General features: G+C 58.7%; 22 protein-coding genes and 1 other RNA gene. 15 read left to right on the top strand and 8 right to left on the bottom strand.

The genetic code is table 11. The features are described from left to right. Positions 1 to 3: 3 nt before the first annotated feature. Positions 4 to 6,270 carry a calcium-binding protein gene (locus ACCC96_RS14495; RefSeq protein ID WP_413696173.1) on the bottom strand — a complete coding sequence of 2,089 codons (6,267 nt, stop codon included), beginning with the start codon at positions 6,268 to 6,270 and terminating at the stop codon, positions 4 to 6. Positions 6,271 to 6,472: 202 nt separating this feature from the next. Here ACCC96_RS14495 and ACCC96_RS14490 point away from each other — a divergent pair, with 202 nt between their 5' ends. Further along, entirely contained in the window at positions 6,473 to 7,117 is a 645-nt protein-coding gene (locus ACCC96_RS14490) for an MBL fold metallo-hydrolase (RefSeq protein WP_258672387.1), read from the top strand. Between the two features lie 105 nt (positions 7,118 to 7,222). Then, complete coding sequence (locus ACCC96_RS14485) at positions 7,223 to 7,954, top strand: OmpA family lipoprotein (protein ID WP_007939811.1); 732 nt, start codon at positions 7,223 to 7,225, stop codon at positions 7,952 to 7,954. A gap of 150 nt (positions 7,955 to 8,104) precedes the next feature. On the opposite strand, the gene ACCC96_RS14480 is transcribed toward ACCC96_RS14485, so the two are convergent. Next, positions 8,105 to 8,539, bottom strand: a complete 435-nt coding sequence (locus ACCC96_RS14480) for a YhcB family protein (RefSeq protein ID WP_258672388.1) — start codon at positions 8,537 to 8,539, stop codon at positions 8,105 to 8,107. A gap of 144 nt (positions 8,540 to 8,683) precedes the next feature. On the opposite strand from ACCC96_RS14480, the gene ACCC96_RS14475 reads away from it, so the two are divergent. From ACCC96_RS14475 to zapE, 3 genes are all read left to right on the top strand, one after another. Continuing rightward, on the top strand, positions 8,684 to 9,313 hold the full coding sequence (locus tag ACCC96_RS14475; RefSeq protein ID WP_413696172.1) for an alpha/beta hydrolase: 630 nt from the start codon (positions 8,684 to 8,686) through the stop codon (positions 9,311 to 9,313). Between the two features lie 24 nt (positions 9,314 to 9,337). Beyond that, positions 9,338 to 10,693 (top strand): tryptophan--tRNA ligase, encoded by a 1,356-nt coding sequence (locus ACCC96_RS14470; RefSeq protein ID WP_413696171.1) that lies wholly within the window; start codon positions 9,338 to 9,340, stop codon positions 10,691 to 10,693. A gap of 90 nt (positions 10,694 to 10,783) precedes the next feature. After that, positions 10,784 to 11,878, top strand: a complete 1,095-nt coding sequence (gene zapE / locus ACCC96_RS14465) for a cell division protein ZapE (protein WP_019582361.1) — start codon at positions 10,784 to 10,786, stop codon at positions 11,876 to 11,878. Positions 11,879 to 12,003: 125 nt separating this feature from the next. Here the strand turns inward: zapE and ACCC96_RS14460 are convergent, their stop codons facing one another. Beyond that, on the bottom strand, positions 12,004 to 12,900 hold the full coding sequence (locus ACCC96_RS14460) for a GlxA family transcriptional regulator (protein ID WP_172901249.1): 897 nt from the start codon (positions 12,898 to 12,900) through the stop codon (positions 12,004 to 12,006). 244 nt (positions 12,901 to 13,144) lie between these two features. Here ACCC96_RS14460 and ACCC96_RS14455 point away from each other — a divergent pair, with 244 nt between their 5' ends. Beyond that, complete coding sequence (locus tag ACCC96_RS14455) at positions 13,145 to 14,281, top strand: acyl-CoA dehydrogenase family protein (protein WP_007939822.1); 1,137 nt, start codon at positions 13,145 to 13,147, stop codon at positions 14,279 to 14,281. 108 nt (positions 14,282 to 14,389) lie between these two features. Here the strand turns inward: ACCC96_RS14455 and ACCC96_RS14450 are convergent, their stop codons facing one another. Continuing rightward, positions 14,390 to 15,430, bottom strand: coding sequence for an NADP(H)-dependent aldo-keto reductase (locus ACCC96_RS14450; protein ID WP_019651810.1), 1,041 nt, complete (start codon positions 15,428 to 15,430; stop codon positions 14,390 to 14,392). A 245-nt stretch (positions 15,431 to 15,675) separates the two neighbouring features. On the opposite strand from ACCC96_RS14450, the gene rplM reads away from it, so the two are divergent. The 7 genes from rplM to ACCC96_RS14415 all read left to right on the top strand — a co-directional run bounded on the left by rplM (position 15,676) and on the right by ACCC96_RS14415 (position 20,563). Next, positions 15,676 to 16,104 (top strand): 50S ribosomal protein L13, encoded by a 429-nt coding sequence (rplM, locus tag ACCC96_RS14445; protein WP_007939824.1) that lies wholly within the window; start codon positions 15,676 to 15,678, stop codon positions 16,102 to 16,104. A gap of 14 nt (positions 16,105 to 16,118) precedes the next feature. Next, positions 16,119 to 16,511: a 30S ribosomal protein S9 gene (gene rpsI, locus ACCC96_RS14440; RefSeq protein WP_003228056.1), complete on the top strand. Its 393-nt coding sequence runs from the start codon at positions 16,119 to 16,121 to the stop codon at positions 16,509 to 16,511. 267 nt (positions 16,512 to 16,778) lie between these two features. Further along, the gene (gene petA / locus ACCC96_RS14435; protein ID WP_007939825.1) at positions 16,779 to 17,372 is read left to right on the top strand and encodes a ubiquinol-cytochrome c reductase iron-sulfur subunit; all 594 of its coding nucleotides are present in this window, start codon (positions 16,779 to 16,781) and stop codon (positions 17,370 to 17,372) included. After that, positions 17,372 to 18,583, top strand: coding sequence for a cytochrome b (locus ACCC96_RS14430; RefSeq protein WP_018930119.1), 1,212 nt, complete (start codon positions 17,372 to 17,374; stop codon positions 18,581 to 18,583). The genes petA and ACCC96_RS14430 overlap by 1 nt, the downstream gene beginning before the upstream one ends. After that, positions 18,583 to 19,365 carry a cytochrome c1 gene (locus ACCC96_RS14425; RefSeq protein WP_258672392.1) on the top strand — a complete coding sequence of 261 codons (783 nt, stop codon included), beginning with the start codon at positions 18,583 to 18,585 and terminating at the stop codon, positions 19,363 to 19,365. The genes ACCC96_RS14430 and ACCC96_RS14425 overlap by 1 nt, the downstream gene beginning before the upstream one ends. A gap of 150 nt (positions 19,366 to 19,515) precedes the next feature. Continuing rightward, positions 19,516 to 20,133: a glutathione S-transferase N-terminal domain-containing protein gene (locus ACCC96_RS14420; RefSeq protein ID WP_007939828.1), complete on the top strand. Its 618-nt coding sequence runs from the start codon at positions 19,516 to 19,518 to the stop codon at positions 20,131 to 20,133. 16 nt (positions 20,134 to 20,149) lie between these two features. After that, positions 20,150 to 20,563, top strand: a complete 414-nt coding sequence (locus ACCC96_RS14415) for a ClpXP protease specificity-enhancing factor (protein ID WP_007939829.1) — start codon at positions 20,150 to 20,152, stop codon at positions 20,561 to 20,563. A 53-nt stretch (positions 20,564 to 20,616) separates the two neighbouring features. Here the strand turns inward: ACCC96_RS14415 and ACCC96_RS14410 are convergent, their stop codons facing one another. The 4 genes from ACCC96_RS14410 to ACCC96_RS14395 all read right to left on the bottom strand — a co-directional run bounded on the left by ACCC96_RS14410 (position 20,617) and on the right by ACCC96_RS14395 (position 24,084). Then, positions 20,617 to 21,195 carry a BON domain-containing protein gene (locus tag ACCC96_RS14410; protein WP_413696170.1) on the bottom strand — a complete coding sequence of 193 codons (579 nt, stop codon included), beginning with the start codon at positions 21,193 to 21,195 and terminating at the stop codon, positions 20,617 to 20,619. Further along, positions 21,192 to 21,785, bottom strand: a complete 594-nt coding sequence (locus ACCC96_RS14405; protein WP_007904374.1) for a phosphoheptose isomerase — start codon at positions 21,783 to 21,785, stop codon at positions 21,192 to 21,194. The genes ACCC96_RS14410 and ACCC96_RS14405 overlap by 4 nt, the downstream gene beginning before the upstream one ends. Positions 21,786 to 21,889: 104 nt before the next feature. After that, positions 21,890 to 22,252 (bottom strand): YraN family protein, encoded by a 363-nt coding sequence (locus ACCC96_RS14400; protein ID WP_007904371.1) that lies wholly within the window; start codon positions 22,250 to 22,252, stop codon positions 21,890 to 21,892. Then, on the bottom strand, positions 22,252 to 24,084 hold the full coding sequence (locus ACCC96_RS14395) for a penicillin-binding protein activator (RefSeq protein ID WP_413696169.1): 1,833 nt from the start codon (positions 24,082 to 24,084) through the stop codon (positions 22,252 to 22,254). Before ACCC96_RS14395 ends, ACCC96_RS14400 begins: the two co-directional genes overlap by 1 nt. A gap of 177 nt (positions 24,085 to 24,261) precedes the next feature. On the opposite strand from ACCC96_RS14395, the gene rsmI reads away from it, so the two are divergent. Then, complete coding sequence (gene rsmI, locus ACCC96_RS14390) at positions 24,262 to 25,167, top strand: 16S rRNA (cytidine(1402)-2'-O)-methyltransferase (RefSeq protein WP_018930125.1); 906 nt, start codon at positions 24,262 to 24,264, stop codon at positions 25,165 to 25,167. Positions 25,168 to 25,243: 76 nt separating this feature from the next. Then, positions 25,244 to 25,597, top strand: an RNA gene (gene rnpB, locus ACCC96_RS14385) — RNase P RNA component class A. The last annotated feature ends 96 nt before the right edge of the window (positions 25,598 to 25,693 follow it).

Below are 25,693 nucleotides of genomic sequence, written 5' to 3'. Positions count from 1 at the left end.
TCGTCAGGCTACCAAATCGTTAGCACCGAAGGTATTGACACCCACCAGCTGGATTTCGAAGTCCGAGCCCAGGTCGCCATTGACGTTGCCATAGAGCACATGGTCGACGAAGCGCAGTTGTCCTGCACCGGTGAAGTCATTCGCGCCGATAAAGCTGAAGCCGTTGAAACCAGCACTCAGCAAATTGGCGTCGAACTTCGTCAGATCGATTTTATCGCCTTGCAGGCTATTGAAGTCGGTGATGACATCGCGATTGGCGCCTGTGCCCATTTCGTTCACAGCACTGAACACAAACTTGTCCGCACCCGCGCCGCCGGTGAGGATGTCGGCGCCGAGGCCACCGTCCAGGACGTTGTTATTGGCATTGCCGGTGAGGGTGTTGTTCAGGTCGTTGCCCTGCGCGGTAAAGGCTCCGGTACCGAGCAATAGCACGTTCTCTACGTTGTGCAGGTTGCTCAGGTTCAGGTCGACGGTGTTGGTCTGGGCCGTGGCGTTGTAGAGAACGTAGAGCGTATCGGTGCCTTCATTGGCGTTTTCCTGGATCAGGGCCAGCTCGCCAGCCTGATCGAGACCGTAGTCGTCGTTGCCCTTACCGCCGATCAGGGTATCAAGACCCGCGCCGCCAACGAGCTGGTTGTTGCCATCGTTGCCGGTGATCACGTTGTCCAAAGCGTTGCCGATGCCATCGATGTTGGCCGCGCCGGTCAGTGCGAGGTTTTCCAGGTTGGCGCCCAGGGTGAAGGTCACCGAAGAACGCACAGTATCGATCTCGCTGGCCAGGGTGCTGGTCTCGACTACCACGTCGCGGATGTTGTCGACGATGTAGGTGTCGTTACCGGTACCTCCGGCCATGTAGTCGGCACCGATGCCGCCGTCCAGGATGTTGTCGCCGATGTAACCGTTGATCACGTTATTCAGGGCGTTGCCGGTGCCATTGAGGTTGGTACTGCCCACCAGGTTCAGGTTCTCGACGTTATTGCCCAGGGTGTAATCGATCAAGGAATAGACAGTGTCGATTTCGCTGGCCAGGGTGCTGGTCTCGACGACCACATCGCCGAGGTTGTCGACGCTGTAGCTGTCGTTGCCGGCGCCGCCGATCATCAGGTCGGCACCGAGGCTGCCATCGAGGACGTTGTCAGCACTGTTGCCGGTCAGGGTGTTGTTCAGATCATTGCCGAGTACGGTAAAAGCGCCGGCGCCGAGCAACAGCACGTTTTCGACGTTGTGCAGGTTGCTCAGGTTCAGGTCGACCGTGCTGGGCAGGCCCGTGGCTTGGACAGTGGCGGCGTAGGTGATGTAAAGGGTATCGGTGCCTTCGTTGGCATTTTCCTGGACCAGGGCCAGTTCGCCGGCCTGATCGAGGCCGTAGTCGTCGTTGCCCTTGCCACCGATCAGGGTGTCGAGACCGGCGCCGCCAACGAGCTGGTTGTTGCCATCGTTACCGGTGATCACGTTGTTTTGGGCGTTGCCGATGCCATCGATGTTGGCCGAACCGGTCAGCGTGAGGTTTTCCAGGTTGGCGCCCAGCGTGAAGGTCACCGCAGAGCGCACGGTGTCGATTTCGCTGGCCAGGGTGCTGGTCTCGCTGATTACGTCGCCGAGGTTGTCGACGACGTAGGTGTCGTTGCCGGCGCCGCCGATCATCAGGTCGGCACCTAGGCCGCCATTGAGGACGTTGTCAGCACTGTTGCCGGTCAGGGTGTTGTTCAGGTCGTTGCCCAGCGCGGTAAAGGCGCCGGTGCCGAGCAACAGCACGTTTTCGACGTTCTGCAGGTTGCTCAGGTTCAGGTCGACGACATCAGTCTGTGCCGTGGCGTTGTAGATAACGTAGAGCGTATCGGTGCCTTCGTTGGCATTTTCCTGGACGAGGGCCAGTTCGCCGGCCTGATCGAGGCCGTAGTCGTCGTTGCCCTTGCCGCCGATCAGAGTGTCGAGACCGGCACCGCCAACGAGTTGGTTGTTGCCATCGTTGCCGGTGATCACGTTGTCCGAAGCGTTGCCGATGCCATCGATGTTGGCCGCACCGGTCAGTGTGAGGTTTTCCAGGTTGGCGCCCAGGGTGAAGGTCACCGAAGAGCGCACGGTGTCGATTTCGCTGGCCAGGGTGCTGGTTTCGACAATCACGTCGCGGATGTTGTCGACGATGTAAGTGTCATTACCGGTACCGCCAGCCAGATAGTCGGCACCGATGCCACCGTCCAGAATGTTGTTGCCGGTATTGCCGATGATCACGTTGTTCAGGGCGTTGCCGGTGCCGTTGAGGTTGGCTGCGCCCAACAGTGTCAGGTTCTCGAGGTTACTGCCCAGGGTGTAATCGAGAGAGGACGAAACCGTATCGATTTCGCTGGCCAGGGCGCTGGTCTCGATGATCGCGTCGCCGAGGTTGTCGACGACGTAGGTGTCGTTGCCGGCGCCGCCGATCATCAGGTCGGCACCGAGGCCGCCATTGAGGAGGTTGTCAGCACTGTTGCCGGTCAGGGTGTTGTTCAGGTCGTTGCCCAGCGCGGTAAAAGCGCCGGTGCCGAGCAACAGCACGTTCTCGACGTTCTGCAGGTTGCTCAGGTTCAGGTCGACGACATCAGCCTGTGCCGTGGCGTTGTAGAGAACGTAGAGCGTATCGGTGCCTTCATTGATATTTTCCTGGACCAGGGCCAGCTCGCCGGCCTGATCGAGGCCGTAGTCGTCGTTGCCCTTGCCACCGATCAGGGTGTCGAGACCGGCGCCGCCAACGAGCTGGTTGTTGCCATCGTTGCCGGTGATCACGTTGTTTTGGGCGTTGCCGATGCCATCGATGTTGGCCGCGCCGGTCAGCGTGAGGTTTTCCAGGTTGTTGCCCAGCGTGTAGCTCACCGAAGAGCGCACAGTATCGATCTCGCTGGCCAGGGTGCTGGACTCGACGACCACGTCGCGGATGTTGTCGACGATGTAGGTGTCGTTACCGGTACCGCCAGCCAGGTAGTCGGCACCGATGCCGCCGTCCAGGATGTTGTTGCCGGTATTACCGATGATCACGTTATTCAGGGCGTTGCCGGTGCCGTTGAGGTTGGCTGCGCCCAACAGTGTCAGGTTCTCCAGGTTACTGCCCAGGGTGTAATCGAGGGAGGATGAAACCGTGTCGATTTCGCTGGCCAGCGTGCTGGTTTCGTTGATTACGTCACCGAGGTTGTCGACGACGTAGGTGTCGTTGCCGGCGCCGCCGATCATCAGGTCGGCACCGAGGCCGCCATTGAGGACGTTATCAGCACTGTTGCCGGTCAGGGTGTTGTTCAGGCCGTTGCCCAGCGCGGTAAAAGCGCTGGTGCCGAGCAACAGCACGTTCTCGACGTTCTGCAGGTTGCTCTGGTTCAGGTCGACCGTACTGGTCTGTGCAGTGGCGGCGTAGGTGATGTAAAGGGTATCGGTGCCTTCGTTGGCATTTTCCTGGACCAGGGCCAGCTCGCCGGCCTGATCGAGGCCGTAGTCGTCGTTGCCCTTGCCGCCGATCAGGGTGTCGAGACCGGCGCCGCCAACGAGCTGGTTGTTGCCATCGTTACCGGTGATCACGTTGTTTTGGGCATTGCCGATGCCATCGATGTTGGCCGAACCGGTCAGCGTGAGGTTTTCCAGGTTGGCGCCCAGCGTGAAGGTCACCGCAGAGCGCACGGTGTCGATTTCGCTGGCTAGGGTGCTGGTCTCGCTGATTACGTCGCCGAGGTTGTCGACGACGTAGGTGTCGTTGCCGGCGCCGCCGATCATCAGGTCGGCACCGAGGCCGCCATTGAGGACGTTGTCAGCACTGTTGCCGGTCAGGGTGTTGTTCAGGTCGTTGCCCAGCGCGGTAAAAGCGCCGGTGCCGAGCAACAGCACGTTCTCGACGTTCTGCAGGTTGCTCAGGTTCAGGTCGACGACATCAGTCTGTGCCGTGGCGTTGTAGATAACGTAGAGCGTATCGGTGCCTTCGTTGGCATTTTCCTGGACCAGGGCCAGTTCGCCGGCCTGATCGAGGCCGTAGTCGTCGTTGCCCTTGCCACCGATCAGGGTGTCGAGACCGGCGCCGCCAACGAGCTGGTTGTTGCCATCGTTGCCGGTGATCACGTTGTCTGAAGCGTTGCCGATGCCATCGATGTTGGCCGCGCCGGTCAGTGTGAGGTTTTCCAGGTTGGCGCTCAGAGTGAAGGTCGCCGAAGAGCGCACGGTGTCGATCTCGCCGACGAGGGTGCTGGTTTCAACAATCACGTCGCGGGTGTCGTCGACGATGTAGGTGTCGTTACCGGTACCGCCGGCCAGGGTGTCGGCACCGATGCCGCCGTCCAGGATGTTGTTGCCGGTATTACCGATGATTACGTTATTCAGGGCGTTGCCGTTGCCGTTGAGGTTGGCTGCGCCCAACAGTGTCAGGTTCTCCAGGTTACTGCCCAGGGTGTAATCGAGAGAGGACGAAACCGTATCGATTCCGCTGGCCAGGGCGCTGGTCTCGATGATCACGTCGCCGAGGTTGTCGACGACGTAGGTGTCGTTGCCGGCGCCGCCGATCATCAGGTCGGCACCGAGGCCGCCATTGAGGACGTTGTCAGCACTGTTGCCGGTCAGGGTGTTGTTCAGGTCGTTGCCGAGTACGGTAAAAGCGCTGGCGCCGAGCAGCAGCACGTTTTCGACGTTCTGCAGGTTGCTCAGGTTCAGGTCGACCGTGCTGGTCTGTGCCGTGGCGGCGTAGGTGATGTAAAGGGTATCGGTGCCTTCGTTGGCATTTTCCTGGACCAGGGCCAGCTCGCCGGCCTGATCGAGGCCGTAGTCGTCGTTGCCCTTGCCGCCGATCAGGGTGTCGAGACCGGCGCCACCAACGAGTTGGTTGTTGCCATCGTTGCCGGTGATCACGTTGTTTTGGGCGTTGCCGATGCCATCGATGTTGGCCGAACCGGTCAGCGTGAGGTTTTCCAGGTTGGCGCTCAGGGTGAAGGTCGCCGAAGAGCGCACAATGTCGATTTCGCTGGCCAGGGTGCTGGTTTCAACAATCACGTCGCGGATGTTGTCGACGATGTAGGTGTCATTACCGGTACCGCCAGCCAGGTAGTCGGCACCGATGCCGCCGTCCAGAATGTTGTTGCCGTTATTGCCGGTGATCACGTTGTTCAGGGCGTTGCCGGTGCCGTTGAGGTTGGCGCCGTCCAGCAGTGTCAGGTTCTCGAGGTTACTGCCCAGGGTGTAATCGATGAAGGAGTAGACCGTGTCGATCTCCGAGATCGACGTGCTCCGCTCAATGACCACATCGCCGGTGTTGTCGACGACATAGTTGTCATTACCTGCACCGCCATCCATGGTATCCGCGCCGGCCATGCCGTTGAGTAAATTACCCAGCGAGTTGCCAATCAGCGAGTCATCAAAAGCCGAGCCATAGGCGTTTTCAATCTTCGCGCCATAAGCAATCGCCAGCCCTTCATTGAAAGCATCGCCATTCGGGTCGGTGAACGCTTTGCCGATCTGGCTGAACTGACCTTCATTGAGGTTGATGCGCACTGCCGCCAACTGGTTGCTGGCGTCGATTGTGTCGTTCCCGCCGGCATCCCAGATGGTTTCGAACACCGATTGCGTGGGGGCCCACGAGTAAACGGTGTTCCCGGCCTGCCATTGGGTGTTGGCGCCATAAAGGCTTTGAATGGCGAGGATATCCAGCAGCATTGGGGTGGTGGGTTGGTACGAATAGGAGTCGTTGTAGCTCATGACCGTGAACCGCACGTCATCAAGCGATGGGTCCAGCACCAGCTTGTTGTCGGGGGTTGTGTCGAATGGATGCTTGAGACCCAGCGCATGACCGATTTCATGCACAAAGGTCAGGTAATCGAACGAGCCTTTGACGGGAGAAGGGTCATTGGTCGATGGGCCGATCCAGACGTCGCCACCCGCAGGGGTCGTGTCAGGGAAATAGGCCCAGGCGGCATACTTGCTGTCCATCCCGTAATAGCCGCCGAAGCGTAAGTCACCCACATTGACGACAGTTTCCTGAACGAGAGAGAACTGCACGTTGGCCACAGCGCTCCACCCCCCCAAGGCACTGGTGACAGCGCTTTGTTGTGCTCCAGTCAATGAGTAGCCGTTTTCATACTCATTCGATGGACTGTAGTCTCGGGCGAATAAGGAGCCCGTGCCAGCGAAGCTATAGGTCAGCATTGTTGGCGTGCCTTGCTCGTGCCAGCGCGGACCATACCAATGATCATCCGCGAGTAAGCTGTCGACGAACTTATTGCCGGTCATACTGGTAAACGAGGTAAACGAGTAGCTGAGAGGGCGTGGCATGGGACATTCCTAGATGAGGTCTGCGGCCCTTCCTGAGTGCGGCCGCTACAAAAAATACGATTTTGCATGAGAATCTATGAGTTTGATATCAAAAGGCCGCTACTTTTTATTTGGTGGCGTCAAATTGCTGACCTTGCGATCTGTATCGGCGAGTGACGTAGAATCGTGAAGCCGGAACTCCAGTGTTTGCTCAGGATTGCCCATGACCGTCATCGCTCCAACGCTCATCCGCGAAACCTTCCCCGTCGGCCCTTTGCAGTGCAACTGCACAATCATCGGCGACCCCATCACTAAAAAAGCCATCGTCGTCGACCCGGGTGGCAATCACGAGCTGATCCTGGCGCGGCTCGACGCCCTGGGCCTGAAGGTGGTCAGCATCATTCATACCCACGCACACCTCGATCACTTCCTCGCCTCCGGTCAGTTGAAGGAGAAAACCGGCGCAACCCTGCACCTGCATAAAGAAGATCAATTTCTCTGGGACAATCTGGAGATGCAGTGCCAGATGTTCGGTGTGCCTTACACCCCGGTGCCATCGCCGGATCGCTGGTTGGCCGATGATGAAGAGTTGGCGTGCGGGTGTGGCGTGGCGTTGCACACGCCGGGTCATACGCCAGGTTCCATGAGCTTTTGGTTTTCAGAGGCTAAGCTGCTGATTGCCGGTGACACGCTGTTCAAGCGTGGGGTAGGGCGCACGGATTTGTGGGGTGGTGATCAGGCAACACTCGTGCGATCGATCAAGCAGCGGTTGTATACCCTCGACGAAGAGGCAACCGTGGTGGCCGGGCATGGCCCGGACACCTGTCTGGGCGATGAAATGCGCGGTAACCCCTTTGTAAGAGCTTGAAGGGCTCTGACGGAATTTTTGTCATTGCCAGTGATCCAACGCCCGCAAAGGTTCATTGCTTAAGTCCGTTGCACCACAGAATGCAAAAAAAGTAGGAGCTCCTCCATGTTCACCTCGCGTCGTTTGATCGTTGTCGCTACTGCAGTGGCTCTGTTGTCCGGTTGTGCATCGCCGAACCCTTATGACAACCAGGGGCAGGCCGATGGCAGCTCCACGGGCATGAGCAAAACCGCCAAATACGGTGGCCTTGGCGCCCTGGCCGGTGCGCTGGCCGGTGCTGCCATCAGTCACGATAACCGTGGCAAGGGCGCGCTGATTGGCGCCGCCGTGGTGGGTGCTTCTGCCGCCGGTTACGGTTACTACGCCGACCAGCAAGAGAAAAAGCTGCGCGCCAGCATGGCCAACACCGGGGTTGAGGTGCAGCGCCAAGGCGATCAGATCAAGCTGATCATGCCGGGCAACATCACGTTCGCCACCGATTCGGCGAACATTGCCTCAAGCTTCTACCAGCCGCTGAACAACCTGGCGGGCTCGCTCAAGGAGTTCAACCAGAACCAGATCGAGATCGTCGGCTACACCGACAGCACCGGCAGCCGCCAGCACAACATGGACCTGTCCCAGCGTCGCGCCCAGAGCGTGGCGACCTACCTGACTTCCCAGGGAGTCAGCGGCGCCAACCTGTCGGCACGTGGTGCCGGGCCGGATAACCCGATTGCCAGCAACGGTGATACCAATGGCCGGGCACAGAACCGCCGCGTCGAGGTCAACCTGAAGGCGATTCCGGGCCAGCAATATGGTGGTCAGCAACAGCAAGGCACTGTCCAGCAGTACCCATGAGAGGCTGACCTCTCCCTGAAATGAAAATGCCCGATCCTTGAAGGATCGGGCATTTTTTGTGCCGCTTGTTCAGGCGATGAAAACTTCAGAATAAAAAAAGCCCTCGGACAATCACTCGTCCGAGGGCTTTTTGTGGTGCGCGAAACCTGATTACTTCTTCAGGCCGTAATGCTCATCGAGCATGCCCGGCGCGTTCGGGGCTTTGGGAGCGTAATCGCGAGGCGGTTCCTGATTGCGCGGCGGCGTCAGGCGTTCCCGTGGAGCCTGCACCGCGTCGGCGTGCAGGGCAGCCAGCAAGCGTTGGCGAGTCTGCTCGTCCAGGGCCAGACGGTTGGCGCCCTCGGCGAGATGATCCTGCACTTCCTGATAGCTCTGAGTCAGTTTCTTGACCAGGTTTGCAGTGCTGTTGAAGTGGGTGACCACCTCGTTCTGATAACTGTCGAAACGTTCCTGAATGTCATCCAGCTGACGTTGTGTGCTGCTCGGAGCGGCATTCGGCACCAGGCGAGCGATCAGGAATCCAATGGCGACACCCACAACCAGGGCAAGAGTCGGCAACAACCAAACTAAGAGCGAGTGTTCCACGAGTCCTTCCTCTATAAACGGCTTTGCTTTACGTTAACGGCTCGAACCTGCGCTGTATACCGCGATTCACTCGCAATAGATTGGCACAGACAATTTGCTAGACGAGTCGACCCGATTCGAGGTCACGGAGTTCCTTCCTTGCTTATGCGCGAAACCCCTGTAGTGATTGATGGCCCGGTCGGCCAACTGGAAGCACTGTACCTGGACAACGAGCAGCCGCGCGGCCTGGCGCTCATCTGCCATCCGAACCCGGTGCAAGGCGGCACCATGCTCAACAAAGTGGTCTCGACCCTGCAGCGCACCGCGCGCGACGCCGGACTGATCACCCTGCGCTTCAACTACCGTGGCGTCGGTGCCAGCGAAGGCTCCCACGACATGGGCAGCGGTGAAGTCGATGATGCCCAGGCTGTCGCGGAATGGTTTCGCGCCAGACACCCGGAATTGCCGCTGAGCCTGTTCGGTTTTTCTTTCGGCGGTTTTGTTGCAGCCAGTCTCGGCGGACGCCTGGAAGCCAAGGGCGAACAACTCAAGCATCTGTTCATGGTCGCGCCTGCTGTCATGCGTCTGGGCGATCAGGATCAACTGCCGCGACAAGGTACATTGACCCTGATCCAGCCGGAAACCGACGAAGTGATCGATCCGCAACTCGTTTACGATTGGTCCGAGGCACTCGATCGCCCCCATGAGCTGCTGAAAGTGGCAGAATGCGGACACTTTTTTCATGGCAAGCTGACCGATCTCAAGGATCTGATCCTGCCGCGTCTTTCGAATTGATTGCAGTCTGACAAGCGATTACCCATGACGACTCGTACCCGTATTCTCACCGGCATTACCACCACCGGCACGCCGCACCTGGGCAACTACGCCGGGGCTATCCGCCCGGCGATCCTCGCCAGCCGTGACAGCAATGCCGATTCGTTCTACTTCCTGGCCGACTACCACGCCCTGATCAAATGCGATGACCCGCTGCGCATCCAGCGCTCGCGTCTGGAAATCGCCGCGACCTGGCTGGCCGGTGGCCTGGACGTGGATCGTGTGACGTTCTATCGCCAGTCCGACATCCCGGAAATCCCGGAGCTGACCTGGCTGCTGACCTGCGTGGCTGCCAAGGGCCTGCTCAACCGCGCCCACGCCTACAAGGCGTCGGTGGACAAAAACGTTGAGACCGGCGAAGACCCGGATGCGGGCATCACCATGGGCCTCTACAGCTACCCGGTGCTGATGGCCGCGGACATCCTGATGTTCAACGCCCACAAGGTGCCGGTCGGCCGTGACCAGATCCAGCACGTGGAAATGGCCCGGGACATTGGCCAGCGCTTCAACCACTTGTTCGGCCAGGGCAAGGAGTTCTTCACCATGCCCGAAGCGCTGATCGAGGAGAGCGTCGCTACGCTGCCAGGCCTCGACGGTCGCAAAATGTCGAAGAGCTACGACAACACCATTCCGTTGTTCAGCAGCGCCAAAGAGATGAAAGACGCGATTTCGCGGATCGTGACCGACTCCCGTGCCCCGGGCGAAGCCAAAGATCCGGATAACTCGCACCTGTTCACCTTGTTCCAGGCCTTCGCTACACCGGCACAAGCCGACGAATTCCGCAGCGAATTGCTCCAGGGCCTGGGTTGGGGCGAGGCGAAGAATCGCCTGTTCCAGTTGCTGGACAACGAGTTGGGCGAGTCCCGCGAGCGTTATCACCAACTGATCGAGCGTCCGGCGGATCTGGAAGACATCCTGCAACACGGAGCGAAAAAGGCCCGTGCGGTGGCCACGCCGTTCCTCAACGAGTTGCGTGAAGCGGTCGGCCTGCGTTCTTTCGTCGCCCAGACTCAAGTTGCTGCCACCACCAAGAAGAAAGCCGCGAAAGCCGCGCGTTTTGTCAGCTTCCGTGAAGACGATGGCAGTTTCCGCTTCCGTCTGCTGGCGGCCGATGGCGAGCAACTGCTGCTGTCGCGCCACTTCGCCGATGGCAAAACCGCAGGTCAGGTGACCAAACAACTGCAATCCGGCCAGCCATTGGACGTACGCAGTGAAGACCTGAGCTTCAGCGTCTGGCTGGAAGGCGAGTGCGTGGCCGACAGCCCGGCCTTCGCCGACAGTGCTGCTCGCGATGCTGCCATCGGCGCATTGCGGGTTGCACTGACACCGGTTCAGGAATAAACAACGGTTCGGTCCGACCAAGGGCCGATTGCCATTCCCACGGGCCGTCGCTACAGTGACGGCCCGTTTTTGTTGCCTTGCTAACGAATTATGACGCCCCTAGAACGATACCAAGCTGATCTGAAACGCCCGGAATTCTTCCATGATGCTGCGCAGGAAACGGCAGTGCGTCATTTGCAGCGTCTGTACGACGATCTGGTCGCGGCCTCGCAGAACAAACCGGGCCTGCTCGGCAAACTGTTTGGCAAGAAGGACCAGGCGCCGGTCAAGGGCCTGTACTTCTGGGGTGGCGTGGGTCGCGGCAAGACTTACCTGGTCGACACCTTCTTCGAAGCGCTGCCGTTCAAGGAAAAGACCCGCACTCACTTCCACCGCTTCATGAAGCGCGTGCACGAAGAGATGAAGACGCTGGGCGGCGAGAAAAACCCGCTGACGATCATCGCCAAGCGCTTTTCCGACGAGACGCGAGTGATCTGTTTCGACGAATTCTTCGTCTCCGACATCACCGACGCCATGATCCTTGGCACGCTGATGGAAGAGCTGTTCAAGAACGGCGTGACCCTGGTCGCGACCTCGAACATCGTGCCGGACGGTCTGTACAAGGACGGCCTGCAACGTGCGCGCTTCCTGCCGGCCATTGCGCTGATCAAGCAGAACACCGAAATCGTCAACGTCGACAGCGGCGTCGATTACCGTCTGCGTCACCTCGAGCAAGCGGAGCTGTTCCACTTCCCGCTGGACGAAGCCGCCCAGGAAAGCCTGCGCAAGAGTTTCCGGGCCCTGACGCCGGAATGCACGGCTGCCGTCGAGAACGACGTGCTGATGATCGAGAACCGTGAAATCCGCGCCGTGCGCACCTGCGATGACGTGGCCTGGTTCGACTTCCGCGAACTGTGCGACGGCCCGCGCAGCCAGAACGACTACATCGAACTGGGCAAGATCTTCCATGCCGTGTTGCTCAGCGGCGTCGAGCAGATGAGCGTCACCACCGACGACATCGCCCGACGTTTTATCAACATGGTCGACGAGTTCTACGACCGCAACGTGAAGCTGATCATCTCTGCCGAAGTCGAGCTTAAAGACCTCTACACCGGCGGTCGCCTGACCTTCGAGTTCCAGCGCACGCTTAGCCGCTTGCTGGAAATGCAGTCTCACGAATTCCTGTCCCGGGCGCATAAGCCATAAGCGTCTCAAAATAGTAGGACATTCGGAAATTAAAAAAGGGCCTGCATCGCAGGCCCTTTTTTATAAGCGAAGATCCAAAGATCGCAGCCTTCGGCAGCTCCTACAGGGGCAAGGCGTACGCCATGCTACGCCGCCTGCTGAAACTGCTGCCGATACTGGTTCGGCGACAGTTCCGTGTGCTGGCGGAACAGCCGGGCGAAGAAGCTCGCATCGTCGTATCCGACTTCATAGCTGATGGTCTTGATGCTCTTGCGGCTGCCGGACAACAAGCCCTTGGCGGTCTCGATGCGCAGGCGTTGCAGGTAATGCAGCGGTTTATCGCCGGTGGCGGTCTGGAAACGTCGCATGAAGTTGCGGATGCTCATGCCGTGTTCGCGGGCCACGTCTTCGAAGCGGAATTTATCGGCGAAGTGTTCTTCGAGCCAATGCTGGATCTGCAGGATGATCACATCCTGGTGCAGTTTCTGCCCGCCGAAACCGATCCGCCCCGGCGCATAGCTGCGTTGTACTTCGTAGAGAATGTCGCGAGCCACGGCCTGGGCCACGTTGGCACCGCAAAAGCGCTCGATCAGGTAAATGTAGAGGTCGCAGGCCGAGGTGGTGCCGCCGGCGCAATACAGGTTGTCGGCGTCGGTCAGGTGTTTGTCCTGGTTGAGGTGGACCTGAGGGAAGCGCTCGGCGAAAGCATTGAAGAAGCGCCAGTACGTGGTCGCTTCCTTGCCGTTGAGCAGCCCGGCTTCGGCGAGCCAGAACACCCCCGTGGCCTCGCCACACAGCACTGCCCCGCGGGCGTGTTGTTCGCGCAGCCACGGCAGGACCTGTGGATAACGTTTGCAGAGCGTGTCGAAATCGTCCCAGAAGGCGGGAAGGATAATGACGTCGGCATTTTCCAGGCCGCCATCCACCGGCATGATCACGTCGCTGAAGCTGTTCACCGGTTTGCCGTCGGGGCTGACCAGCCGGGTTTCGAACGCCGGTGTCAGGCCGTGGCCCAGTTGTTTGCCATAGCGCAGGCTGGCCAGATGGAAGAAATCCTTGGCTTGCATGAGGGTGGAAGCGAAAACCCGGTCGATAGCCAGGATGCTGACGCGCCGCAAGGGCTTGGAGGCTTGGTTAGACATAATTCAACTTTATTCTTATAGGGGAAAGTGGTCACCAGACGGCTGGATCGTCTTATTTTTTGTCGGATGTGTCCAGTGTCCTGTATCGGAAGCGAGGCTTAGTCTCTGAAGATCAATTCCGTCTGACAATAACGACAGGTGACGCATGATCCCCAGAACCTTGTTCAGCTCCGAGCACGAACTTTTTCGCGACAGCGTGCGAACGTTCCTCGAAAAAGAGGCCGTGCCGTTCCATGGGCAATGGGAAAAACAAGGCTATATCGACCGCAATCTCTGGAACAAGGCGGGGGAGGCGGGGATGCTCTGTTCGCATCTGCCGGAAGAATACGGCGGGCTGGGGGCAGACTTTCTCTACAGCGCGGTGGTGATCGAGGAGGTCGGTCGTCTGGGGCTGACCGGGATCGGATTTTCTCTTCATTCGGACATTGTTGCGCCTTATATCCTGCATTACGGCAGTGAGGCGCTGAAACACAAATACCTGCCCAAGCTGGTGTCTGGCGAGATGGTCACTGCGATCGCCATGACCGAGCCGGGTGCTGGCTCCGACCTGCAGGGGGTGAAGACTACCGCAGTGCTGGAGGGCGACGAATACGTGATCAACGGTTCGAAGACTTTCATCACCAACGGCTTTCTGGCTGACCTGGTGATCGTCGTGGCCAAGACCGATCCGAAGGCGGGGGCGAAGGGCACCAGTCTGTTTCTGGTGGAGGCCAACACGCCGGGTTTCGCCAAGGGCAAGCGTCTGGAAAAGGTCGGCATGAAGGCTCAAGACACCTCGGAGCTGTTCTTCCAGGACGTTCGGGTGCCCAAGGAAAACCTGTTGGGCCAAGCGGGGATGGGCTTCGCTTACCTGATGCAGGAATTACCGCAGGAGCGCTTGACGGTCGCGGTGGGAGGCTTGGCGTCAGCCGAAGCGGCGTTGCAGTGGACGCTGGATTACACCCGTGAACGCAAGGCTTTCGGCAAGGCCATCGCCGACTTCCAGAACACCCGCTTCAAGCTCGCTGAAATGGCGACCGAGATCCAGATCGGCCGGGTTTTCGTCGATCGCTGCCTGGAACTGCATCTGCAAGGCAAGCTCGACGTGCCGACGGCGGCGATGGCCAAGTACTGGGGCACCGACCTGCAATGCAAGGTGCTCGACGAATGCGTGCAGTTGCATGGCGGTTACGGATTCATGTGGGAATACCCGATCGCCCGGGCATGGGCGGATGCGCGGGTGCAGCGGATTTATGCCGGGACCAATGAAATCATGAAGGAGATTATTGCGCGGTCGCTTTGAATCTCTGAAGGCTGAAAAGATCGCAGCCTGCGGCACAGCTCCTATGGGTGGATGTCAATCCATGTAGGCGCTGCCGCAGGCTGCGATCTTTTTTTAGATCACTGAAGATTACGGCGCAGGATTCGGCTGATCCTGGTGAATCGCCTCAATGCCTGCCAGCACTTCATCCGACAGCTTCAAATCGATGCTGGCAATGTTGCTGTCCAGTTGCTCAAGCGTCGTGGCGCCAATGATGTTGCTGGTTACGAATGGCTGTTGTGTGACGAACGCCAGCGCCATCTGCGCCGGGTCCAGGCCGTGTTGACGGGCCAGTGCCACGTAACGGCTGCACGCCGCTTCCGACTGCGGGTTGAAATAGCGGCTGAAGCGGCTGTAGAGGCTCAGGCGACCTTTGGGCGGACGCGCGCCACCTTCGTACTTGCCCGACAGAAAGCCGAACGCCAGTGGCGAGTAGGCCAGCAAGCCGCACTGTTCGCGGATGGCAATTTCCGCCAGGCCGACTTCGAAGCTGCGATTGAGCAGGTTGTAGGGGTTCTGGATGGATACCGCGCGGGGCCAGCCACGGGCTTCGGCGAGGGCAAGGAAGCGCATGGTGCCCCACGGGGTTTCGTTGGACAGGCCGATGTGGCGGATCTTGCCGGCCTTGACCTGCTCGTCCAGCGCTTCGAGGGTGTCCTCCAGTGGCGTCAGATTGGCTTCGATCTTGTGCTTGTAGCCGAGCTGACCGAAGAAATTGGTGCTGCGTTCCGGCCAGTGCAACTGATACAGGTCGATGTAGTCGGTTTGCAGGCGCTTGAGGCTGGCGTCCACGGCTTCGCGGATGTGTTGGCGGTTGTGCCGCAGGTTTTTGTCGCGAATGTAGTCGATGGTGTTGCCGGGGCCGGCGATCTTGCTCGCCAGGATCCAGTCGGCGCGATCGCCGCGACTTTTGAAGTAGTTGCCGATGTAGCGCTCGGTGGTGGCGTAGGTGTCGGCCTTGGGCGGCACCGGGTACATCTCGGCGGTGTCGATGAAATTGATCCCGGCGCCCTTGGCGCGTTCGATCTGGGCGAAGGCTTCAGCCTCACTGTTTTGCTCGCCCCAGGTCATGGTGCCGAGGCAGATGGCGCTCACGTTCAGATCGGTACGGCCTAGCTGGCGATAGTCCATCGGGTGCTCCTTGGGCAAAACAATCATAAAAGCAGGTTGAAATATTTTTCGCAATCTGCATAATTGCGCACCTCTTTCTGCAGTGGAAGTGATGCGCCGCCGCCGAAGAATCTTGCCGTTGAACGGACGCGCCGACCCGAGCCCCCGAAAGCGTCTGTATCCGGCTGCCTTTGACTTGTCAAAGTACGCACTATTCAGTAAGATCCGCCGTCTAATTTACAGGGCGGCCCCTGAGGCTATAAAGAATGAAAACTTTTACTGCTAAACCGGAAACAGTAAAGCGCGACTGGTTTGTCGTCGACGCTGCTGGTCAGACCCTGGGTCGTCTGGCCACTGAAATCGCGAGCCGTCTGCGTGGCAAGCACAAGGCTGAGTACACTCCTCACGTCGATACCGGCGACTACATCGTCGTAATCAACGCTGAGCAAGTACGTGTTACTGGCGCTAAAACCACTGACAAAATGTACTACTCCCACTCCGGTTTCCCGGGCGGCATCAAGTCGATCAACTTCGAAAAGCTGATCGCTAAAGCCCCTGAGCGCGTGATCGAGACCGCGGTCAAAGGCATGCTGCCTAAGAACCCGCTGGGTCGCGACATGTATCGTAAGCTGAAAGTCTATGCGGGCGCTGCTCACCCTCATACTGCTCAGCAGCCCCAAGAACTGAAGTTTTAACGGAATAGTTCATTATGTCGGCGACTCAAAATTACGGCACTGGCCGTCGCAAGACTGCAACCGCACGCGTTTTCCTGCGTCCGGGCACTGGTAACATCTCCATCAACAACCGTTCGCTGGATAATTTCTTCGGCCGCGAAACTGCCCGCATGGTAGTTCGTCAGCCGCTGGAATTGACTGAGACTGTCGAGAAGTTCGACATCTACGTCACCGTGATCGGCGGTGGTGTAAGTGGTCAAGCTGGCGCAATCCGCCACGGTATCACTCGCGCTCTGATGGATTACGACGAAACTCTGCGCTCTGCTCTGCGCAAAGCTGGCTTCGTAACCCGCGATGCTCGTGAAGTTGAACGTAAGAAAGTCGGTCTGCGTAAAGCGCGTAAGCGTCCGCAGTACTCGAAGCGTTAATTCGCTTTCACGTTCAAAAAGAACGCCCAGTTTCCTTGCGAAGCTGGGCGTTTTTTTATGGGCGCTATTTATCAACGAATTGCGCTGTGACAACTTGCCACATCCGCAGAGGCCCTATACTACAAGGCTTGGCAGTGGAGCCCTTCGGTAATTACCTTGTCAGAATTGGGGCTTTTCATTACCATTCGGCAAAATTTTTATAAGTTCAGATTTTTACTTAGTAGACGCCTGATTTAACAGGCCACAAAGCTGATGGGAGAGGACTGAATGAGCAATGACGGCGTGAATGCAGGCCGGCGTCGCTTCTTGGTAGCAGCCACATCCGTGGTGGGTGCTGCAGGAGCGGTGGGGGCTGCGGTCCCGTTCGTGGGGTCATGGTTTCCCAGTGCCAAGGCGAAAGCCGCAGGTGCACCGGTGAAAGTGAATGTCAGCAAAATCGAGCCAGGCCAGCAAATGATTGCTGAGTGGCGCGGTCAGCCGGTGTTCATCGTCCGCCGTACCGAGGAAATCCTGGGGAATCTGAAAAAGATTGAGGGCCAGCTGTCTGACCCCGCCTCCAAGAACTCGACGCAACCGACCTATGTCGACCCGCAGACGCGTTCGATCAAGCCAGAAGTCCTGCTGCTGATCGGCATCTGCACTCACCTGGGTTGCTCACCGACCTTCCGTCCGGAAGTGGCACCTGCCGATCTGGGCAAGGATTGGGTCGGGGGCTACTTCTGCCCTTGCCACGGTTCCCACTACGATTTGGCTGGCCGCGTCTACAAGTCGCAACCCGCGCCTTTGAACCTGCCAGTTCCCCCGCATTCCTATGAGACCGATGACATCATTGTCGTTGGCGTCGATACGGAGAAAGCGTGATGAGCAAGTTCATGGATTGGGTTGATGCGCGCTTCCCCGCGACCAAAATGTGGGAAGACCATCTCAGCAAGTATTACGCCCCGAAGAACTTCAACTTCTTCTATTTCTTTGGCTCCCTGGCGCTGCTCGTTCTGGTCAACCAGATCGTTACCGGTGTCTGGCTGACCATGAGCTACACCCCGTCGGCGGAAGAAGCATTCGCTTCCGTCGAATACATCATGCGCGACGTCGAGTACGGCTCGATCCTGCGTCTGCTGCACTCCACCGGCGCTTCGGCGTTCTTCATTGTGGTTTATCTGCACATGTTCCGTGGCCTGCTCTACGGTTCGTACCAGAAGCCGCGTGAGCTGGTGTGGGTGTTCGGCATGCTGATCTACCTGGCGCTGATGGCTGAAGCCTTCATGGGTTACCTGCTGCCGTGGGGCCAGATGTCCTACTGGGGCGCCCAGGTGATCATCTCTCTGTTCGGTGCGATCCCGGTCATCGGTAACGACCTGACCCAGTGGATCCGTGGTGACTACCTGATTTCCGGTATTACCCTGAACCGTTTCTTCGCCTTGCATGTGGTTGCCTTGCCGATCGTGATCCTCGGCCTGGTGGTGCTGCACATTCTGGCGTTGCACGAAGTCGGTTCGAACAACCCGGACGGCGTGGACATCAAGAAGCACAAAGACGAAAACGGCGTACCGCTGGACGGCATTGCCTTCCATCCGTACTACACCGTGAAAGATATCGTCGGCGTAGTGGTGTTCCTGTTCATCTTCTGCGCGATCGTGTTCTTCTTCCCGGAAATGGGCGGCTACTTCCTCGAGAAACCGAACTTTGAAGTGGCGAACGCTTTCAAGACCCCTGAGCACATCGCTCCGGTCTGGTACTTCACGCCGTTCTACGCGATTCTGCGGGCAGTTCCGGACAAGCTCCTGGGTGTTGTTGCCATGGGTGCTTCGATTGCCTTGCTGTTCGTCCTGCCCTGGCTTGACCGTAGCCCGGTCAAGTCCATGCGCTACAAGGGCTGGCTGAGCAAGATCTGGCTCTGGGTATTCTGCATCTCCTTCGTGATTCTTGGCTGGCTGGGCGTCATGGCGCCTACCCCGGAACGTACGTTGCTGTCGCAGGTTTGTACCTTCCTGTACTTCGCCTACTTCATTCTGATGCCGTTCTACACCAGGCTCGAGAAGACCAAACCGGTTCCGGAAAGGGTGACTGGCTGATGAAAAAACTATTTGCTGTACTGATTCTTGCTGCTCTGCCAGCACTGTCCTTCGCGGCCGAACACGGCGGCCCAGAGCTGGAAAAAGTCGACATCGACGTTTCCGACAAGGCTGCCATGCAGGATGGCGCACGTACGTTCGCCAACTATTGCATGGGCTGCCACAGTGCCAAGTTCCAGCGTTACGAGCGTGTCGCCGATGACCTGGGCATTCCTCACGAGCTGATGCTCGAGAAGCTGGTGTTCACTGGCGCCAAGATCGGCGACCACATGAGCATCGGCATGCAGCCGGCTGACGCCAAGACCTGGTTTGGTGCAGCGCCACCCGACCTGACACTGGTGGCTCGCGTTCGTGGCACCGACTGGCTCTATGGCTACCTGCGTTCGTTCTATGAAGACCCGTCGCGTCCATGGGGCGTGAACAACAAGGTGTTCCCGAACGTCGGCATGCCTAACGTTCTGGTCGGCTTGCAGGGTCGCCAGGTGGTAGGCTGTAAACAGGTTCAAATCGTCGAAGGCGGCAAGAAGCAATTCGATCCGCTGACCGGTACCGCTTTGACTCATGAAGCCTGCGATCAGCTGACTGTATTGCCGAAAACCGGTACGCTGACCGAAGAGCAGTTCGACGAGAAGGTCAAGAATCTGGTGACTTTCCTGGCCTACTCGGCCAACCCGGTGAAGCTGCAGCATCAGCGCATCGGTACCTATGTGTTGCTGTACCTGGCGTTCTTCTTCGTATTCGCTTACTTGCTCAAGCGTGAATACTGGAAAGACGTCCATTGATAACGTTGTAAGCCATTGCTGTTAATCGCGCGCGCCCAGGGGCGTCTCTGAAGGTGTAACGAGTCTGGCGAGCCAGGCGTTACGGGAGGCGCCCTCTGGGCGCGCGTGTTTTTCCGTTTCCGATAATTTCAACAAGCGAGGAGGACCGCCATGGGCGTGACCAATCGGTTGGCCTGTTACTCCGACCCCGCCGACCACTATTCCCACCGAGTGCGCATCGTACTTGCAGAGAAGGGTGTCAGCGCCGAGATCATTTACGTGGAGGCTGGTCGTCAGCCGCCTAAACTGATTGAAGTGAACCCTTACGGAAGCCTGCCCACCCTGGTCGATCGTGACCTGGCGTTGTGGGAGTCGACCGTGGTGATGGAATATCTGGATGAGCGTTACCCGCATCCGCCACTGCTGCCGGTTTATCCCGTGGCGCGTGCCAACAGTCGTCTGCTGATTCATCGCATTCAGCGTGACTGGTGTGGCCTGGTGGATCTGATTCTGGATTCGCGGACCAAGGAAGCAGCTCGCGTGGTGGCTCGTAAAGAGCTGCGCGAAAGCCTGACAGGCGTGTCGCCGCTATTCGCCGACAAGCCGTTTTTCCTCAGTGAGGAACAAAGTCTGGTGGATTGCTGCCTATTACCAATACTCTGGCGATTGCCGATTCTGGGTATAGAACTGCCGCGGCCTGCCAAGCCGCTGCTTGATTACATGGAGCGTCAGTTTGCGCGTGAGGCTTTCCAGGCGAGTCTGTCTGGTGTCGAACGCGATATGCGCTAAGGCTTAAGGAGCCGCTATGAACTCCAGTCGACCTTATCTGGTCCGCGCGCTCTATGAGTGGATTGTGGACAACGATTGCACCCCGCACATGCTGGTCAATTCCGAGTATCCGTCGGTACAGGTGCCTCAGGGTTTTGCCAGTGACGGGCAGATTGTCCTGAACGTATCCCCGGCAGCCGTGCGTCATTTGCACATGGATAACGAGGCGGTCAGTTTCGAAGGGCGCTTCGGTGGCGTGCCGCACACCCTGTATGTGCCTATCGCGTCGATCCTGGGTATTTACGCTCGGGAGAACGGCCAAGGCATGGTGTTCGATATGGAATCGCCTCTGGACGACGAGGAAGAGATCGAGCCGGATGATGATATCCCGCCACCCGACAGCGAGCCGCCGCGTCCCAGTGGTCGGCCGAGTTTGAAGGTGGTGAAGTAATAAAAAAGGCGATCCGGATGGATCGCCTTTTTTATTGCTGCAGGAGGGATGTATCAGTCGATGTACTCAAACAACTTCACAATCTTCTGCACGCCGGAAACGCCTTGCACCAGATTGGTCGCCTGCGCCGCTTCCTGCTTGGTCAGCAGGCCGAGTAGATAAACGATGCCGTTTTCGGTCACAACCTTGATGCGCGAGCCCGGGATGGAAGGATCGGTGAGCATCTGGGTTTTGATCTTGGTGGTCAGCCAGGTGTCGTTCTGGCGCGCCAGCAGCGAGGAGGGCTGCAGCACTTGCAGTTCGTTATGCACCTTCTTCACACGCTGAACGGAGGCGGCGACCTGTTCGGCCTTGGCCTTGAGGTCGGCGCGCGGGGTTTGTCCGGCCAGCAGCACCACGCCGTTGAAGCTGGTGACAACGATGTGCGAGTCGTTATCCAGGGCTGGATCGGCCTTGGCAATGTTCACGCCGACCTTGGTATCGATCAGAGAGTCGTCGATTTTGCTGCCGAAGGTGCGGGTACCACGGTCATCGTCGATCGGCGCTTCACGGCTGGCGTTAACCACCGAGGTGCAGCCGCTGATGCCGAGGCACAGGGTCAAGGCCAGAAGGCCTAGGCGATTAGGGGTCATTCTTCACTCCCGAACAGTTGGCTGTCGATCAAATCGCAAAGGCAATGGATCGCCAGCAGGTGGACTTCCTGAATACGTGCAGTGACATTGGCCGGTACGCGAATCTCGACGTCCTCCGGCAAAAGCAGTGACGCCATGCCGCCGCCATCACGACCCGTCAATGCTACGACAATCATTTCGCGATCATGTGCGGCCTGGATCGCTTGAATAATGTTCGCCGAGTTGCCGCTGGTGGAAATGGCCAGCAATACGTCACCCGGTTGACCGAGGGCGCGGATCTGTTTGGAGAAGATTTCGTTGTAGCTGTAGTCGTTGGCGATCGAGGTGATCGTCGAGCTGTCGGTGGTCAGTGCGATGGCCGGCAGGCTCGGGCGCTCGCGCTCGAAGCGGTTGAGCAGTTCGGACGAGAAGTGCTGTGCGTCACCGGCGGAACCGCCGTTGCCGCAGGACAGCATTTTGCCCTCGTTGAGCAGGGCGTTGACCATGACCTGGCTGGCTTGCTCGATGTGCGGTGCAAGTACGTCCATCGCCTGTTGCTTGGTGTCGATACTGGCCTGAAAAAGCTGGCGAATTCGCGATTGCATGTCCATCTGTGTGACCTTAATTAGCGCGGCTACTCGGCACATGAATGTGCAGCCCGCAAAGCAAAGAGCAAAAATGTTGGGTGAAGGTGTCCGGTTCGGGGCGCAAGCGATCAGCTGTCGAAGGCATTCTGCAACCAGTTCAACTGATCAAGGTTGCTGTCGATGGCAACCACGTCGAAGCGGCAAGGGGAATTGGCCCAACGCGACTCGCGCTGAAGAAAATACTGCGCGGCGAAAATCAGTTTCTGCCGTTTGCGCCCATCGATGCTATCGAGCGCGCCACCCCATTGGGTGTTCTTTCTGTAGCGGACTTCGACGAATACTACTGTATCGCCATCAAGCATGACCAGATCAAGCTCGCCGCGTTTACATAACCAGTTCTGCGCCAGCAGGCGCAGACCTTGTTGCTGAAGATGCTCGAGCGCATGGCGCTCGGCATCCTTACCGCTTTGCTGGCGTGACCTGTCGGGCATCAGCGCGAGGTGTCCGGCAGGCGTTGAACCTGACCGTTGACGAACTCTGCCCATGGCAACTGACGCACGACCCGTTGATTCTGAGTCATGCCCAGGCTGCCCGATTGACCTTCGATGCGGCTGTCCGGCAAGGCCTTGAGTTGCCCCAGGCGTGGTGCCAGGCGATAGGCGTCAACGCCCATCGCGTATAGACGACCCAGGCTGCCAGCGGCTTGTGGCCATTGTGCGGTGACCTGTTTACGCAGCGGGTCGTTGGCATCCAGCAGCCATGGAGTTTCGCAGAAGCGAATACCGTTCATGTCGTTGTACTGGTTCTGGTCGCCGCTGGCGCTGAACACGTGGGAGGTGGCGTAAACCGGCACGTCACCCGCGTACTGGAAGTTCAGGGTCGGTTTGATCTGTTGAGCCTGTTGCGGCGTCGCGGCCAGGAAGATGAACTCGATATCCTGACGACGCGAAGGCTGGGCGGCTACCTGCGAGCCAACGGTGTTTTGCAGGCTCTTGGCGCGGCCTTCGCTCTGGCGCAGCTGGAACATGTCGGCAATTTGCTGGGCCAGTTGCACCGGTTGGTCGACGCGCTCGGTCGCGACAATGCTGCCGCCGTTGGCTTGCCAATCCTGGCTGAATGCTCTGAGTACGCGGTCACCCCATTCGCCTTTCGGCACCATGATGGCGGCGCGATGCAAGCCATCGGCGCGCGCACGACGGGACACTTCGCGGGCTTCGTCTTCAGCGGCAAGGCCGAATTGGAACAGCTGGGCCGGACCTTGTTCGCCTTCGCTGTAGTTCAGCGCCAGGGTGGTGATCGGCAGTTGTGGGCGAGCGCTGAGCTGCTTGACCAGCGGTTTTTCCAGCGGGCCGATGACCAGTTGCACGCCATCGGCCTGGGCCTTGCGATAGAAATCGTCCAGCGACATCCGCGGCGGCACAGTGGTCATTATCGAGCTGTCATAAAATACGATGGCTGGCGGATTCTGCCCGGCTTGTTGCGCCTGGTAGTGAGCAGCCACGATACCTTCACGCAGTGCCTTGCTGGCAGCCGCCAGCGGGCCATCTGCTTGAGGCAGCAGCACGGCGATTTTGCTCAGGGGCTGGCTGGCCAGATCCTTGAGTTTGGTCAGTGGCAACGGCAGCTGGATGGCGGCCGGATGCTTTGGATTGTTCGCGCGCCAGTTGTCGATCGCGGCTTGCTGCTGTTCCAGGGTGCCGGCTGTTTTCACTGCTCGGGCCAGGCTCAACCAGCCGCCGAGGTCGTCGTCGGTGGTCGGCTGCAGTTGATCGGTCGGCAGTGAAGCGATCAGGGTCCAGATCGCTTCGTGGTTTTTGCTCGCAGCTTGATCGCTCAGCATGGGGGCGATGAAAATGCGCTCCCGTGCGGCGGCCAGGGTCTGGCCGTCGGCCTCAAGGGCGCGGGCATGGACGGTGCCGGTGCGAACCTGTTGTTCGGCTGGCAGTTCGCTCAGGCGTTGCAGGCTCGGATGGCTCAGGGCCGTCAGCGCCGCTTTGGGCTGATTGCGCACCATGGCCAATTCAGCCGCCAGGGTGCTGGCGAAGACCTGTTGGCCAGGCTTGAGTTGTTCCATCGGTACTTGTTGCAGGATTTGCGCGGATTGGCCGGCATTGCCCTGACGATAAGCCAGGTCTGCCGCGCTCAAGCGCAGCAAGGCTGCCTTGTCCGGCGTTTTACTTTGAGCGGCCTGTTCGAGCAGTTGCTCGATACTGGCATCCGGGGTCCGTGGTAGTTCGCCAAGGCTGGAGGAGGGCGAGCTGGCGCAAGCCGCCAGCAAGGCAGCGAGGCAGAGGGCAGAGAACAGCCGCAGGCAAGCGATCATGTAAGTGTTCCTGATACTCGATCAAATAAGCGTGGAATTGTACCCAAGCGCTGGCCGGGGCGCGATGTTACTGGCGTGAATCGATCAATTTAGCTCGTGCAAATGTTGCGGCACTGCACAAAAGGCTGGAAAACCGAGAGTTGCTTGCAGGTATCGCGAATGTCGCTACGCGCTACAATGGCGGCTTTTACCGATCATGAGGTGTGCGCTTTGACTGCTCCAGGTGCTTTGAATTCCGCTGCTGGCTCGCTTTATGTGGTGGCGACGCCCATCGGCAACCTGGACGACATCAGTGCGCGTGCGCTGAAGATCCTGCGTGAGGTTTCGTTGATTGCTGCCGAAGACACTCGCCATTCCCAGCGATTGATGCAGCACTTCGGTATCCCCACGCCGCTGGCGGCCTGCCATGAACACAACGAGAGGGATGAAGGCAGCCGCTTTATCACTCGCTTGCTCGCTGGCGACGATGTGGCATTGATCTCCGATGCCGGGACGCCGCTGATTTCCGATCCGGGTTATCACCTGGTGCGTCAGGCCCGTGCCGCAGGGATCAATGTGGTGCCGGTTCCGGGTGCCTGTGCATTGATTGCGGCACTCTCGGCGGCGGGGTTGCCATCGGACCGTTTCATCTTCGAAGGGTTTCTACCGGCCAAGGCTGTCGGCCGGCGCGCTCGCCTGGAACTGATAAAAGAAGAGCCGCGCACGCTGATTTTTTATGAAGCTCCACACCGCATCCTTGAATGCCTGCAAGACATGGAGCTGGTATTCGGCGCCGATCGTCCGGCATTGCTGGCGCGCGAGCTGACCAAGACCTTCGAAACCCTTAAAGGCTTGCCGCTGGCCGAGTTGCGCGAGTTCGTCGAATCGGACAGCAACCAGCAGCGCGGCGAGTGCGTGGTGCTGGTCGCTGGCTGGTCTGCTCCCGAGACTGAGGACGCTGTCAGCAGCGAAGCCATGCGTATTCTCAACCTGCTGCTCGAAGAGATGCCGCTCAAGCGTGCGGCGGCATTGGCGGCGCAAATTACCGGCGAGCGCAAGAATGTGCTCTATCAGGTTGCGCTGGATAAGCAGAAGGGCGAGTAAAAAAGCGACGCGCAGCGCCGGCCAGAGGCTTTTAGAGCTTGTTCTTCGGCCGCTCTGCCGTTAACCTTCGCGGCGGAGAGTCGATCGGACAGTCGCTGCCCTCTATGAAAATTAGGGGGGGGAGGAAAGTCCGGGCTCCATAGGGCGAAGTGCCAGGTAATGCCTGGGAGGCGTGAGCCTACGGAAAGTGCCACAGAAAATAACCGCCTAAGCGCTTCGGCGCCGGTAAGGGTGAAAAGGTGCGGTAAGAGCGCACCGCACGTCTGGCAACAGTTCGTGGCTAGGTAAACCCCACTTGGAGCAAGACCAAATAGGGTCCCAAGGCGTGGCCCGCGCTGGGACCGGGTAGGTTGCTAAAGATGTCCAGTGATGGCCATCGTAGACGAATGACTGTTCAAGACAGAACCCGGCTTACAGATCGACTCTCCACCTTTTTTCTTCTCTGCTTCAATCATTGGCAGCGATATGCGTAATGGCAATTTCCCTCCCTGCTGAATCAATAGCAGAAGCGCTTTTGTAATACCGA

Source organism: Pseudomonas sp. Pseusp11 (assembly GCF_047304405.1).
Taxonomy (GTDB): Bacteria; Pseudomonadota; Gammaproteobacteria; order Pseudomonadales; family Pseudomonadaceae; genus Aquipseudomonas.
Note: the sequence above shows the minus strand (reverse complement) of the source record. Positions and strands in the feature narration are given on the sequence as shown.